This is a genomic window from Labrys sp. HAY1-8F, assembly GCF_056754975.1.
In genome coordinates, this window is record NZ_JBPGWZ010000002.1 from 3,200,406 (window position 1) to 3,214,808 (window position 14,403).

The following is a 14,403-nucleotide window of genomic DNA, read 5'->3' on the forward strand; positions in this document are numbered from 1 at the left end:
CGATTCGGAAGCGGAACAGCTCTGGAGCGCGGGCATCCTGTCCGCTTTTCCTGTCCACAAGCGCTACAAATGGGAAGAGAGGAAAGCGGACAGGATGTCCGCGCTCCAAAGTTAACTCTGTTTCACGTGAATCATCCCCAGGCCTGATTCACGTGAAACAGGCGCACAATGATTCACGTGAAACAGGCCCGCTTCTTCGGGAAGCGCGCCCCCCCTTCCTTATCCCCGCATGGAACCGATCGCCGTGGCCAGACCGGCCTCGTCCCTGACGGGTAGCGAGCAGCGCTGGCCGGAGCAGACGAAGACCGCTGGCTCGTCGCTGACACCGGCATTGCGCACCGCATGGCCCTCCGGCAGGTCCTCGGGGCTTTCGACCCGGACGACGGTTCTGGTCGGGAAGGGTTGATCGAGAGCGGCATGGTATAGCCGTTCCGCTGTTTCTCCGTGGCCGCTCACGACGATCTCCAGGCCGTGGAGCCTCAGGTCCAGGGCGTTGAGCAAGGAAGCGTGCCCGAAGACATTCCCGGCCATTGCCGGCGACAGGGCGGTCAGCACTTCGTCTCCCCGCTGCAGCCAGCGCTCCTCACCTGTTAGGACAGCGAGGCGGAAGAGATTGTCCGCCATGATGCCATTGGCGTTGGGAACGGCATCATCGAGGGTAGAGCGTGGTCGGGTGATAAGGGCAGCGGCATCCCTGGCTGTGAGGAAATAGCCGCCGCCCTCGACATCCGCATAATCGTGTTCGATTGCCTCCGCCCAGCCCAGGGCTTGAGTGAGATAATCTTGTCCCGCTCCGGCTTCATGAAGGGCAAGCGCGGCGCGGATCATGGCTGCAAGATCGGTGGCCAGGCCCGGCTTCAGCAACCGGCCCTCACGCCAGGAATGGCCGAGCCGCGGCCCGTCGGCCATGGATTCGGCGACGAAACGAAAGGCTGTCCGGGCGAGATCGAGCCAGTCCGGCTTGCCGAACAGGACGGAGGCTCGGGCGAGCGCCGCGATGGCGAGGCCATTCCAGTCGGCCAGGACCTTGTCGTCGCGGGCTGGTGCGACGCGCCTGGCCCGCTCGGCAATCAACCTGGGTCGCAGGTCCTGCCAGCCGATCTCGAGAGCCGGTTCGAGGTCCGGCTTGTCGAGGCGATTGGGAATGGATTGGCCTTCCCAATTGCCGCCGTCGGCGATGTCGAATGTATGGGCGACGAATTCGGCATCGTCCACGCCGAGGATCTCGACGAGTTCATGGGGTTTCCAGACATAGAAGCGCCCTTCATGCCCCTCCGAATCGGCATCGAGCGAGGCGGCGAAGGCCAATCCGTTCGAGATCTGGCCATCGCCTGCCATCATCTCGCGTTGCAGCCATTCGACCATCTCGGTGGCTGCCTGGCGGAAGAGATCGCGTTTGGTCTCCTGCCAGGCCAACGCCAGCAGTTCGAGCAACTGGGCATTGTCGTAGAGCATCTTTTCGAAATGCGGCACCAGCCAATATTCATCAACGCTGTAGCGGGCAAAACCGCCGCCGACATGATCGCGGATGCCACCCTGACAGATGCGCTCCAGCGTCAGCAGCATCAGCTTGCGGGCCTCGCTGCCCGGCCCGCCACGCCAAAGCAGTTCGAGATAGGAAGCGTTGGGGAATTTCGGCGCGCCTTTGGTGCCGCCATTGATGGGATCGGTAATGCCGGCCAATGCGCTGATGGCCTGGGCGAGGCCGTTGGCGTCGAAAGCGCGATCGCCACGCTGGGGGATACGATCGAGCACGTCGAGGAGCGCCTGGCGGTTGCGGCCGACCCTTTCGAAATCGGTGTGATAGGCCTTGGCGATGGCTTGGAGCACGTCGACGAAACCGGGACGGCCATAGCGCGATTCGGGCGGATAGTAGGTGCCGCCCCAGAAGGGTTCGCCGCCGGGCGTTAGGAACATGGTGAGCGGCCAGCCGCCCTGCTCCCCGAGAGCGTGGAGAGCGGCCATATAGATCTGGTCGATATCGGGCCTCTCCTCGCGATCCACCTTGATGTTGATGAAAAGCTCGTTCATGACGGCGGCGATATCGGGATTTTCGAAGCTCTCATGCGCCATGACGTGGCACCAATGGCAGGCGGCGTAGCCGACGGAGAGCAGGATCGGTTTGTTCTCGGCCCGAGCACGCGCCAGGGCCTGTTCGCCCCAGGGCTGCCAATGCACGGGATTGCCGGCGTGCTGGATCAGATAGGGGCTGGTTTCATGAGCGAGGTTGTTTTGCAGCGCGGTGGACATGATGGCAGCCTCTCTTTCGATAAGAGAGTATGGGGTTGCCGGGTGGGAAGTAAAAGCGTGGCTGTGTCGCGGAGGCGGGAAGTTGCCGGGCTTGCTGGAGTTTTCATGCATGGCTGAGACCATTGTCGCGCTTGCCTCGGGTGTCGGCCGTGCCGGCATCGCCGTGATTCGGTTGTCGGGGCCTTCGGTTCGATTCGGGTTGGAAACGATTGCCGGCGATGTGCCGCAGCCTCGCCGTGCCGCGTTGCGACGGCTGAAAGATCCGAAAAGCGGAGAAGTGCTCGACGAGGCCCTGGTACTGTTCTTTCCGGGACCGGCCAGCTTCACAGGCGAGGACGTCGCCGAGTTGCAGGTGCATGGCGGCCGGGCCATCATTTCCGGTGTGATCGCCGCGCTCGCCGCTCTGCCGGGCTTTCGCTTGGCCGAGCGTGGCGAATTCACCCGGCGCGCCGTCGCCAACGGCCGGATGGACCTGACCTCGGCGGAGGGCATTGCCAGCCTGGTCGAGGCGGAAACATCAAGCCAGAGGCGGCAGGCGCTGCGCCAGGCGGGCGGTGCGCTTGAGCGGGCGGCAATGGCCTGGCGACAGCGCCTGGCCGCCCTGCTGGCCCTGATGGAGGCGGAGATCGACTTCCCCGACGAGGAGGATGTCCCTGCCCTGTTTGCATCCGTACGTGCCGGTGCTGGCACCTTGCTGGCCGAGATCCGGGCGGCGCTTGCCGGTGCGCGAAACGGTGAGCGGCTGCGCGAAGGCGCGGTGATGGTGATTGCTGGCCCACCCAATGCCGGCAAATCCACGTTGCTGAATGCCTTGGCCCAGCGCGATGTCGCCATCGTCTCGCCCATCGCCGGTACCACCCGCGATACGCTGGAGGTGCATCTCGATCTCGGCGGCTATCCGGTGACCCTGATCGACACCGCCGGCCTGCGGGAGACTGCGGATATGGTCGAGGCGATCGGCGTGGAGCGGGCAAAAGCGAGCCTCGATCGCGCCGATCTGGTGATCTGGCTTGAGGCTGACGATGCTCGCGCTGCCCCGCCCGTTGTGCCCGCCCCACTCATGCGCGTCCTTACCAAGCAGGACGATAGCCAGTATCCCCTGCCCCAAGGTCTTTTGCCTGGTGGTTTCGAGCTCGGTCTTTCGGCCCGCAGTGGCGCCGGCATGCCGGCCTTGCTCGAGCGGCTCGAGCAGGCAGCAAGGGCCGCATTGGAGAGCGGCGAGACCGCCCTGGTGACGCGGGAGCGCCATCGGCGGGAGCTCGAGACCGTGACAGCGCATCTGGCGACGGTGCAGGCGGCGGATGAGGCGACGCCGGTGGAATTCGTCGCCGAGGACCTGCGCCTGGCGGTGCGTGCCATCGGCCGCCTGACGGGCAGGGTCGATATCGATGAAATCTATGACGTGATCTTCCGCGAATTCTGCATCGGCAAGTGAGGATCAGGCGCGCAACGCCGTGACCCGGGCTCCCGGCGGGGATTTGCCGTTTCTGGCGTCGATCTCCGAGGGCTTGCGGGCGATCATCATGTAATTGAGATGGAAGGTCGAGGGGGTCGTTGCTCCCAGAAAGGCAAAGCGGACATAGGCTCGTACGGCCGAACGCATCAGCTTCTTGATGGGCAGTACCAGCCTGGCACGAAGATGCAGGGGCGTTTCGGTGGGTGCCCGCAATTCCCGAAGCTCGAAGCCCGTGGAGCGCATCAGTTCACCGATGAAGCCGGCGCCGATGGCATTGACATGGGTGGGGTCACCGTTCTGGACGGGCAACGCAAATGGGCTGTCGCCGTTGGGAAAGCGGGCGATCAGATACCCGCCCGGCTTGAGCACCCGCGCGGCTTGCCGGCACATCTCCTGCAAGGAATCGTAGGGTATGTGCTCGAAGACGTCGAAGGCTGCCACGATATCGACGGATAGTGGCTCCAGCAGCCGAAGGTCATCGATCACAGGGAAGCCAGACTGCTCGGCTCGTTCCCGCAGCACGGGCTGAATCTCGATGCCGATTACGGTCAGGCCGTTCTTCCTGCCCCAGCCGAGGAAAGAGCCATTGCCGAAACCGATCTCGATGACCGTCGAACCCGATAGCGCCGAAGGAAGATACGCCTTGACTTCCGTGTTATAGAAGACGTCCTCGCCGCGATTGAATTGGCCGAATTCCGCCGCGTCCCAGCCTTTCCAATTTGCATAGGCTTCATAGGACATCGACCGAACTCCTTCGTCAATCGAGCAGGAGGCAGCTTAGATTGCCGGGTTATCGGGTTCAAGGCGTAGGCGTCAGGTCAAAAGGGCTTACGCCGATGGCGCATCGAGGTTGCCGGAAACACGCTCCTACCACTGCTGATTGATGCTCGGGTCTCCCCGATCATGGTTGGCCGTACTCCCCGATGTGACCTTTCGCCGGCATGACGCCTTCCCTTTGACCCATGGAGACCTTCGGCGTAAAAGGCGCGCGAAGGATCCAATCCAATGAAGCAGCAATTCGATGTGATCGTGGTGGGCGGAGGTCATGCCGGCTGCGAGGCGGCGGCAGCCGCTGCGCGGCTCGGCGCCCGGACGGCCCTCATCACCCATCGCGCCGACACCATCGGCACGATGTCCTGCAATCCGGCGATCGGTGGGCTCGGCAAGGGACATCTCGTGCGCGAGATAGACGCGCTCGATGGTTTGATGGGCCGCGTCGCCGATCAGGGCGGCATTCAGTTCCGCGTGCTCAACCGCCGCAAGGGACCGGCCGTGCGGGGTCCGCGCGCTCAGGCGGACCGTGCCCTCTACGCTGCCGCCATGCAGACAGCCATTGCCGAGCAGGCCAATCTGAGCGTGATCGAGGCCGAGGTCCATGATATCGAGATCGCGGACGGCCAGGTCCAGGCTGTATTGACCGCGAAAGGCGATCGATTCGGATGCGGATCGGTTGTTCTCACCACGGGGACCTTCCTCAGCGGCGTCATCCATATTGGCGACATCAGGATGGCGGCCGGCCGTGTCGGCGAAGCCCCCGCGCTCGGTCTTTCCCGGACCCTCGCCCGTATCGGTTTCGAACTGGGCCGTCTGAAGACCGGCACACCGGCCCGTCTCGACGGCCGCACCATCGATTGGGCCTCGCTGGAAATGCAGCCAGGCGACGAGCCGCCGGAGCCGTTTTCGACACTGACCACGCATCTGCCCAATCCGCAGGTTTCCTGTGGCATCACCCGCACCACGCCTGAAACCCACAAGGTCATCCAGGACAATATCCACCGTGCTCCGATCTATTCCGGTCAGATCGAAAGTCGCGGCCCGCGCTATTGTCCATCGATCGAGGACAAGGTGGTCCGCTTCGGCGAACGGGACGGTCATCAGATCTTCCTGGAGCCGGAAGGCTTGAACGACCATACCGTCTATCCCAATGGCATCTCGACCTCCCTGCCCGAGGATGTGCAGCAGGCCATGCTCGCCACCATCCCCGGCCTCGAGAAGGTAAGGATGATCCGCCCCGGCTATGCCATCGAATATGACCATATTGACCCGCGCGAACTCGACGTCACCCTGGAGGCGCGGCGGGTGCGTGGCCTGTTCCTGGCCGGGCAGATCAACGGTACCACCGGATATGAGGAAGCCGGTGCCCAAGGTCTCGTCGCCGGGCTCAATGCGGCGTGCCGGGCGGGCGGCGGCGACGGCGTCAGCTTCCGCCGCGATGAATCCTATATCGGCGTGATGATCGATGATCTCGTCACGCGCGGGGTCAGCGAGCCCTATCGCATGTTCACCTCGCGGGCGGAGTATCGTCTGACGCTGCGAGCCGACAATGCCGACCGCCGGCTGACCGATCGCGGTCTGGCGCTCGGCCTGGTCGGTACGGAACGTGAGCTGGCCTGGAAGGCCAAGCAGGCGGCGTATGAGGCAGCCTTGGCCTGGAGCCAATCCGTTTCGGTAACGCCCAATCAGGCCGAGGTGGCGGGCATTCACATCAATCGCGACGGCGTGAGACGCTCAGCCTTCGATCTCCTCGCTTATCCCAATGTCGGTTTCTCCGATCTCGCTCGTCTTTGGCCCGAGGCGGGTGAATTCGAAGCCACCGTGCTGGAACAGGTCGAGATCGAAGCAAAATATGCGGTCTATCTGGAGCGGCAGAAGGCGGATGTGGCTGCTTTCCGCCGCGACGAAGATATTGAAATCCCTCGCGATTTCGACTTTCAGGCCGTGGTCGGCTTTTCCAACGAGACACGGCAGAAATTTGCCAGCGTCCAGCCGCGGACAATTGGCCAGGCGAGCCGGATCGACGGCATCACGCCAGCAGCGACCACCCTTCTGCTGGCCGCCCTGCGCAAGCGCAGGCAGGCACGGGCCGCTCTCTGATTGATTCGGACTCGTATCGAATCTTTTTAAGAGCAGACGGACGCTAGCGGCGTTGGGAGCGACATGTCTCTCAATGCAGGCATCTCGCGCCTGGTCACAGGAGCGCCGTGTGCGGTGGGGAGATCCCAGCCGACATGCCTGCCTGAGGGGACAGACCCTCGATGTGGGTGTTTCATGACGTTGGATTACTGCAGGTCTCACTTGCCTCTATAGCCTGCATCAGCCATGGTCCGGCCATGACTCTCGATAGCGACCGCCATGACGCCCTGCAATCCCTCCCTGTTTCACGTGAAACAGTTGGAGACTTTGACCTCTATGTCGAGCTGTTGCAGCGCTGGCAGAGGGTGAAGAACCTCGTGGCACCGTCGACCTTGCCGCAGATCTGGACGCGGCATATCGCGGACAGTGCTCAATTGCTCCCGCTACTTGGTGATGCCAGGACGATTGTCGATTTCGGTAGTGGCGCGGGCTTTCCCGGCATGGTCCTGGCGATTGCCAATAAAACGGTTCCTGGGCTTCGGGTACATCTGGTTGAGTCAAATGGCCGCAAGGCTTCCTTTCTGCGCGAGGTCGCCCGCATAACCCGGGCACCGGTGACGGTACACGCCGTCCGGATCGAGGATTTCGTCTCAGAATGGCAAGATCGCGCCGATCTGATCACGGCTCGTGCCTTGGCGCCACTCGTCGAGCTGCTCGATTACAGCGCGGAGTTGTTGAAAACAGGTGCTCGAGCCTTGTTTCTCAAGGGTCAAGATGTAGAGCAGGAATTGACCCAAGCCACTAAATATTGGAATATCCAGGCAGAATTGATACCGAGCCTTACTGACTCGACCGGGCAGATTGTTTCGATCAAAACCGCGACAAAGCACCTAGGCGAGTAAAATTTAGATGCCGTTTCCAAGCTTCAGGCTGCAGGAAAGATGGGTGCCATGACGTTGCCGCGTATTCTCGCTATTGCCAACCAAAAAGGTGGGGTCGGCAAGACCACGACAGCCATCAATCTCGGCACGGCGCTTGCCGCAATCGGTGAAGATGTGCTGATCATCGATCTCGATCCGCAGGGCAACGCCTCGACGGGTCTTGGCATCGGTATGAAGCAGCGCATACGCACTACCTATGATGTGATGGTAGGGGACTGCGATCTGCGCGCGGCGATTGTCGAAACCGTGGTGCCGCGGCTGCATATCGCGCCATCCAATATGGATCTGCTCGGCGTCGAACTCGAAATTGCTGGTGAGCGCGACCGGGCATTTCGTCTGCGCAAAGCCATTCATGCTTTGGCGTCGTCGAGCGATTTTCGCTGCTCCTATGTGCTGGTGGATTGCCCGCCCTCGCTCAACCTTCTCACGGTGAATGCCATGGCGGCAGCGGATGCCGTTCTGGTGCCGTTGCAATGTGAATTCTTTGCACTGGAGGGGTTGTCCCAGCTTCTGCGCACAGTGGAGCAGGTTCGCAATTCGCTGAATCCACATCTCAGCATCCATGGCGTGGTGCTGACCATGTATGATGCCCGCAACAATCTTTCCGGGCAGGTCGTAGCCGATGTTCGCGAATTCTTGGGTGAGAAAGTCTATCAGACGGTGATCCCGCGTAATGTGCGCGTGTCGGAAGCGCCTTCTTACGGCAAGCCCTCCCTGCTTTATGACCTCAAATGCCCGGGAAGCCAGGCCTATGTTCGTCTCGCTTCCGAAGTGATTCAGCGCGAGAAACTATTGCGTGCCGCGTAAGGACCGACCATGACTTCTGATGATAAAATGCGCCCGCGCCTGGGACGTGGCTTGGCTGCTCTGATCGGCGATGCCGGTGACGAGGGGGCGGCGATCGAGCGAGCTCGCGGCCAGCGCCGCGTACCGACGGGCTTCCTGCGGCCCAATCCGAAGAATCCACGTCAGAATTTCAGCGAAGACGAACTCGAAGATCTGGCAAATTCCGTTCGCGAGAAGGGTATCATCCAGCCCATCCTGGTGCGCGCCGTCGCCGGTAGCATGGATGCCTATGAGATCATCGCGGGTGAACGGCGCTGGCGCGCTGCTCAGCGCGCCGAGCTTCATGATGTACCCGTAACGATCGTCGAGGCCTCGGACAAGGAGGCGCTCGAACTCGCCATTATCGAGAACGTCCAGCGCGCGGACCTTAACGCCATCGAAGAGGCGGTCGGCTATGATCGGCTGATCGAGGAGTTCTCCTATTCGCAAAACGACCTTGCGAAGGTGATCGGCAAGAGCCGCAGTCATGTGGCGAACACGCTGCGTCTGCTCAAGCTCCCTGACGCAATCAAGACCAATGTGGTGAGCGGCAAACTGACGGCCGGACATGCTCGCGCTCTGTTGTCGGTTTCCGATCCCGAAAGTGTGGCCAGGCTGATCATCGATGAGAACATGTCGGTGCGGGACGCCGAGAGCATCGTGCAGGATCAGTCGCAAAGCGCCGGCAAGACATTGAGGGCGCGCAGCCGCGTCGAGAAAGATCCCGATACGATTGCGCTGGAGCGCACCATCTCGGACGTACTCGGCCTCAGGGTTTTGCTCGATCATCGTGGTGATGGCGGCGAACTTAAGATTCGCTACAAATCACTTGAGCAGCTCGACGACCTTTGCCGCCGGCTGCGCGGCTAGAAAGTGGAAGCTGGTTTTAAAAAAAGCGGCGCTATATCAATTATATAAGGTATCCAATCCCCAGCTCTGGAATTGGATTGAACGCTGAGCGCTTTCGATCTCCTTCGTCCACGGCCAGGGCGAGCCGAAGGCCCTGACGCAGCGATGAAGAGGGCACGACCGGCTTCGGCTCCCGTAGGAAGAGCTACCTAATCAACCGGCTTTCCGATTAGCCGCGCCACGTCGGCGCGGTATGACACCCTCATCCGAGTGCCCCTCCCATGCAGATCACCCTCACCACCTGGAACATCAACTCGGTCCGTCTGCGCATGGGGCTGGTCGAGCGTCTCGTAAGGGAGAAGAACCCAGATATTCTCTGCCTGCAGGAAACCAAGGTCGAGGACGGCAAGTTCCCCCTCAATGACGTGCGCAAGCTCGGCTTCGAACATATCGCCTTCAATGGGCAGAAGGGCTATCACGGCGTCGCGATCTTCTCGCGCCTGCCCTTCGAGATGGTCGACAAGCGTGAGTTCTGCCAGAAGGGCGATGCCCGTCATATCTCGATCCGCCTCGGCGCCGAAGCCGGGCTGAAGCAGCCCCTGACCGTGCATAATTTCTATGTGCCGGCGGGCGGGGATATTCCCGATCGTGAGCGCAATCCGAAGTTCGGCCACAAGCTCGATTTTCTCGCGGAGATGCATGCCTGGTTTGCCGGCGATTTTCCGCAGGCCAATGGCCGTGCACTGCTGGTGGGCGATCTCAATATTGCGCCTTTCGAACATGACGTCTGGAGCCACAAGCAATTGCTCGATGTGGTCTCGCATACGCCGGTTGAAACGGAAGCGATGAAGGCGATGATCGCGGTGGGGGGCTGGATCGACCTGATGCGTGAGTTCACGCCCGAACCGGCCAAGCTTTATACCTGGTGGAGCTACCGTGCGGCCGACTGGATCGCCTCCAACCGCGGTCGACGGCTCGATCATATCTGGGCGAGCCCGAGCCTGACCGGTACGGCCCGGTCGATCGAGATCCTCAGCCAAGCCCGTGGCTGGGAAAAGCCTTCCGATCACGTGCCGGTCACCGGCGTGTTCGAGATCGAGTAAAGGGTCATAAGCGCGACATAGCCGAGAGGCCGCAGGTCAGACCGGCCCTCAAAAGGCCGCTTGCATCGGACCTTGGGTCATAGCCTAGAGAGGATCGCAGGAGGTTCCGATGCGATCCGTATCCCCCGACGATAGTCACCTGACGGCCGCCGAATGCGCCCGCCGCATGAACCTGACGGTTCGAGCGCTGCGGGTCTATGAACGGCATCGGCTGATTGCGCCGCCGCGGACCGGCAAGAATTGGCGCCTCTATGGCGCGCGCGAAATTGCCCGGCTCAACGAAATCCTGGCGCTGAAACATCTGGGCCTCAGTCTTGCCCGTATTGCGTCCTTGCTGGCCGGAAAGCAGACGGATCTCGCGCATCTTCTCGCGCTTCAGCAGCAGAGCGCTCTCGACATGCGTGCCCGCGCCGAACGCAGCCTCGCACTTCTAGCCGGGCTGCGCGCCCGACTGGCCGAGGGTGCGGCTGTCACCGCGGATGATCTCATCAAATTGGCGAAGGAAAGCAACATGGCGGATACGAGATCCGAGACCGTCGCCTGGCGACGCTACGAACAAGCGCGGCCTCGCACGGCAATCCCGGCCGACCGGCAGAAACTGCCCGACTATATCGGGCATTACGAGCTTCGGGAGGGTGGACTGATCACGGTTGTCCTGCAGGACGATCGGTTGTTCGCCAGGGTGAGCGGGCAACCGGCTTTCGAGCTGTTTGCGGAAGGCGAGGATGCATTCTTCTACAAGGTAGTGCCGGCCCAGGTCGACTTCAGTCGCGATGCCGGAAAAGTCGTCGGCCTCGTGGTCCATCAGGACGGCTATGAACATGCCGCCCAGCGTGTCGATGAGGAGCGGGCGCGGCACAACGAGGCCAAGCTCGAACGCCGCATCCGGGAGAAGATTCCCGTCCTCGGTGGGGAGGCTCTCCTGCGCGGCATCATTCAGGATCATCTTCGCGGCGAGCCTGATTATGCGGGCATGTGTGAACCGCTGGCCGGACACGCTCGCGAGCAGGCGGCTTCGGTCCATGCCAGTCTCGCCAAGCTCGGCGCCCTGCAATCCCTGACGTTCAAGGGCGTTTCGCAGGCGGGGTTGGACATCTATGACGCCGGTTTCGATGGCGGCGATTTGGAGTGGGGGTTTGCGCTCGCACCGGATGGAAGGCTCAGTGCCCTCTATCTGCGTCCCTTGCCATAGGTCTATGGTTTCCAGAAAATTAAGCCGGCAATTTATTGCCGGCTCCTTTGAATTAACCAAGTCGAGAAACTACTGCCAAAACCTGAACGAATCGCCGACGAATCGGAAGAACCCGAGCGTTGCGGGACAATTCTCTTGACGAAGGGCACCGATCGAATCGAGCGAGGAAATCGGCCTTACGCGCGATCGGTGGCCACTTGGTCTCTCGATTTCGCTCGGAGCCCGTCGAACGGGCGCTGCTCGATGGCAAAAGACCCGGCTCGGCATTGCTGAAACGCGGCAATCAATAGTCGGCTAAAAACGATGCAGAACTGCTCCCCCATGGGCGAAAATCGAACCCGCGCGGTACCAGTTTAATCAAGGTGTCCCGTTCCGGGACGGGCGCTTCGGATTCAGTTCTCGGTGCCCCCAAAACGGGAAGCGGTGAGGGTCAGGCGTCCGAGCTGAGTGCCTATGATGATCCTGAACGGAGCGAGCACGTGGGTCTCGCCGACCGGCGCGAGCCATAATTCGATGTCGCGATTATCGACCATGAACTTGGTCTGGGATCGCGAAGGCCGGTGGCCGGCGATCGGCACATAGCGCGCCGAGCAGACAATGGTGGGGCCGGCATAGCCCTTGCCGCTGACCTGTTCGGTTCGGGCATAGGACAGCTTGATGTCGAAGCGCTGGGCTCCGTCGAACACCGGAAGGGAGCGTCGGCATGCCGAGGCGTCGAGGGTCGCGCCGCCGGCAACCGGCACCAGGATGGCTGAAAGAGGGTCGATCACGCCGTGCTTGTTGGCGTCCGTGAGCGGCACTCGATCCTTGCGCGGCGGCAAGTCGGGCTGCAATTGCAGGGCGGTGACATTGCCACCCGCAAGTGCCATCTGCACCGATTGTGGCTTCTTGCCCGCCACCGAGGTGAGCGTATAGGCGGACGGCCGGACCTGGCTGGGGCCGAGCCTTCCCGATGAGGAGGCCGAACCCCGGCCATCGCTGATCAATTTGATCAGTCCGCCGACCTTGGCGGAGGCCTCGATCTTGTAGGGGCCGCCCTCGCTCAGATTGATGGCGAGACTTGCCGTGCCGATGGGAAAGCCGGCAAGGGTCACGCCATAGTCTATCGCCGTTTTGGCGCTGGCAGCGGCGGCCAGCGAAGGCGCGAGGCCCGCGGTGATGAGAAAGCCGGCGCCGAGCGCCGAGCGAAAGAAATGCGAAATCGTCACGCCGGTCTCCGGGGCCGCCTGCAGCGTCGGGCCCGAATTCGGATCCGGCACGGCAGGTCATTGTTGTCGCGTCGTTTTCGCCGAAAACCGGCGTCCACATTTCGGCACGATGTTCCAGTCGCCCTGCCCCTCATGCGCATGGAATCTCTCAGGCGCATTTTAACAAGGTAAACGTTACGTAAATCTTGCCGAGGCAGGCGCACCCGGAGCCATCTTGGCGTGCTCAGGCTGAATGGTCGATGAATCAGACGTGGCGCAATTGTGTCGTATGGAGCGCACGCATCTCAGAGACATGCTTGCATGTCGCGATGTTCGCCTCCTTTTGCAGCGCTACCGGTTCCAGGATAGGGGTATCGCAGTGTGCAAGCCTGTCGCTGACAGATCCGCACTCCGATAAAATCGCCGGCGCTGTTTCCTACAATGCCGTCGCGATCAGTTCGCTGCCCTGACGCTCCTCGATCCGCACGCGCATGAAGTTGCCGGGGCCAAGCGGCCTGTCGGGCCGCACGGCCGCGAATTGCGTGGTGCGGCCCATGCCGCCTCGCTCCATCAGGATCTCGCGGGTTTTGCCGGTTTCGCCAGCGAGGAAGCGCGTCATTGCCCGGCCGCCGGCGTCCCGCAAACGGGCTGCCCGCTGTTTCACCTCGGCCCCGCCGACGGGAGGCATGCGGGCCGCCGGCGTGCCGGGCCGCGGCGAGAAGGGGAAGGCGTGCAGATAGGTGATGCCGCATTCCTCGATGAGATCGAGTGAGCGGGCGAACATAGCCTCGTCCTCGGTGGGAAAACCGGCGATCAGGTCGGCCCCGAACACGATGTCGGGCCGCAGGCGTCGGGCCTCGGCGCAGAAACGGATTGCATCCTGACGCGAATGCCGGCGCTTCATGCGCTTGAGGATGAGGTCGTCGCCGGCCTGCAGGGACAAATGCAGATGCGGCATCAGCCGCTCCTCTTCGGCCAGCGCCCGCATGAGGTCGGCATCGGCCTCGACCGAATCGATGGATGAGAGCCGCAGGCGCGGAAGCTCCGGTATCTCGCGCAGAATGCGACGCACCAACGTGCCGAGGGGCAGGGGATCAGGCAGATCGGGGCCATAGCTGGTGAGATCGACCCCGGTCAGCACGATCTCCTTATAGCCAGCCTCGACCAGGCGGTGGATCTGCGCAATCACCGTCTCCGGGGCCAGGGACCGCGAATTGCCGCGGCCGAAGGGAATGATGCAGAAGGTGCAGCGATGATCGCAGCCATTCTGGATCTGCACGAAGCCGCGTGCCCGACCCTCGAAACGCTCGACCTGCGGCAGGGCGATGTCCCGTGCTGCCATGATGTCCGAGGTGACGAGCTTGCCCGGCGCCTCGGCGAGGGAGATCCAGGTCTGGGCTTTCAGCTTTTCGGCGTTGCCGACCACGAAGTCGACTTCCGGCATGGCGGTGAAGCTGACGGCATCGGTCTGCGCGGCGCAGCCGGTGACGGCGATCCGCCGCTCCGGATTCTCGCGCTTGAGCCGACGGATGGTCTGCCTGGCCTGGCGCGCCGCCTCGGCCGTCACCGCGCAGGAATTGATCACGGTCAGGTCGTCACGGACGCCGATGGCCGTTTTCATCGCCTCGGATTCATGGATGTTGAGGCGGCAGCCGAAGGTGACGATCTCGGTCATGAGCGGTCTGGCATGCCGGCATGGCCGGCGCTGTCCTTCTCGTGTTCGCGCGATCCCGGGATCAGCGCCTCT

The 14,403-nt window shown here is 62.3% G+C and carries 11 protein-coding genes; 7 read left to right on the forward strand and 4 right to left on the reverse strand.

Translation table 11 applies throughout. The features are described 5' to 3' along the window. Positions 1-219 precede the first annotated feature (219 nt). Positions 220-2,250 (reverse strand): thioredoxin domain-containing protein, encoded by a 2,031-nt coding sequence (locus tag ACR9ZN_RS23870; RefSeq protein WP_481273329.1) that lies wholly within the window; start codon positions 2,248-2,250, stop codon positions 220-222. A 109-nt stretch (positions 2,251-2,359) separates the two neighbouring features. Here ACR9ZN_RS23870 and mnmE point away from each other — a divergent pair, with 109 nt between their 5' ends. Next, complete coding sequence (gene mnmE / locus ACR9ZN_RS23875) at positions 2,360-3,685, forward strand: tRNA uridine-5-carboxymethylaminomethyl(34) synthesis GTPase MnmE (protein ID WP_481273330.1); 1,326 nt, start codon at positions 2,360-2,362, stop codon at positions 3,683-3,685. Between the two features lie 3 nt (positions 3,686-3,688). On the opposite strand, the gene ACR9ZN_RS23880 is transcribed toward mnmE, so the two are convergent. Further along, positions 3,689-4,447, reverse strand: a complete 759-nt coding sequence (locus ACR9ZN_RS23880; protein WP_481273331.1) for a class I SAM-dependent methyltransferase — start codon at positions 4,445-4,447, stop codon at positions 3,689-3,691. A gap of 264 nt (positions 4,448-4,711) precedes the next feature. On the opposite strand from ACR9ZN_RS23880, the gene mnmG reads away from it, so the two are divergent. The 6 genes from mnmG to ACR9ZN_RS23910 all read left to right on the forward strand — a co-directional run bounded on the left by mnmG (position 4,712) and on the right by ACR9ZN_RS23910 (position 11,469). Continuing rightward, positions 4,712-6,580, forward strand: coding sequence for a tRNA uridine-5-carboxymethylaminomethyl(34) synthesis enzyme MnmG (gene mnmG / locus ACR9ZN_RS23885; RefSeq protein WP_481273332.1), 1,869 nt, complete (start codon positions 4,712-4,714; stop codon positions 6,578-6,580). A 236-nt stretch (positions 6,581-6,816) separates the two neighbouring features. Next, positions 6,817-7,461 (forward strand): 16S rRNA (guanine(527)-N(7))-methyltransferase RsmG, encoded by a 645-nt coding sequence (gene rsmG, locus ACR9ZN_RS23890; protein ID WP_481273333.1) that lies wholly within the window; start codon positions 6,817-6,819, stop codon positions 7,459-7,461. Between the two features lie 39 nt (positions 7,462-7,500). Next, entirely contained in the window at positions 7,501-8,307 is an 807-nt protein-coding gene (locus ACR9ZN_RS23895) for a ParA family protein (RefSeq protein WP_481273334.1), read from the forward strand. 9 nt (positions 8,308-8,316) lie between these two features. Continuing rightward, positions 8,317-9,195, forward strand: coding sequence for a ParB/RepB/Spo0J family partition protein (locus ACR9ZN_RS23900; RefSeq protein WP_434958919.1), 879 nt, complete (start codon positions 8,317-8,319; stop codon positions 9,193-9,195). Between the two features lie 260 nt (positions 9,196-9,455). Beyond that, on the forward strand, positions 9,456-10,277 hold the full coding sequence (xth, locus tag ACR9ZN_RS23905) for an exodeoxyribonuclease III (protein WP_434958920.1): 822 nt from the start codon (positions 9,456-9,458) through the stop codon (positions 10,275-10,277). A gap of 109 nt (positions 10,278-10,386) precedes the next feature. Continuing rightward, positions 10,387-11,469 carry a MerR family transcriptional regulator gene (locus ACR9ZN_RS23910; protein WP_481273335.1) on the forward strand — a complete coding sequence of 361 codons (1,083 nt, stop codon included), beginning with the start codon at positions 10,387-10,389 and terminating at the stop codon, positions 11,467-11,469. Positions 11,470-11,861: 392 nt separating this feature from the next. On the opposite strand, the gene ACR9ZN_RS23915 is transcribed toward ACR9ZN_RS23910, so the two are convergent. Both ACR9ZN_RS23915 and mtaB read right to left on the reverse strand, forming a co-directional pair. After that, complete coding sequence (locus ACR9ZN_RS23915; RefSeq protein WP_481273336.1) at positions 11,862-12,677, reverse strand: DUF3108 domain-containing protein; 816 nt, start codon at positions 12,675-12,677, stop codon at positions 11,862-11,864. Between the two features lie 415 nt (positions 12,678-13,092). Then, positions 13,093-14,331, reverse strand: a complete 1,239-nt coding sequence (mtaB, locus tag ACR9ZN_RS23920; RefSeq protein WP_481273337.1) for a tRNA (N(6)-L-threonylcarbamoyladenosine(37)-C(2))-methylthiotransferase MtaB — start codon at positions 14,329-14,331, stop codon at positions 13,093-13,095. Positions 14,332-14,403 lie beyond the last annotated feature (72 nt).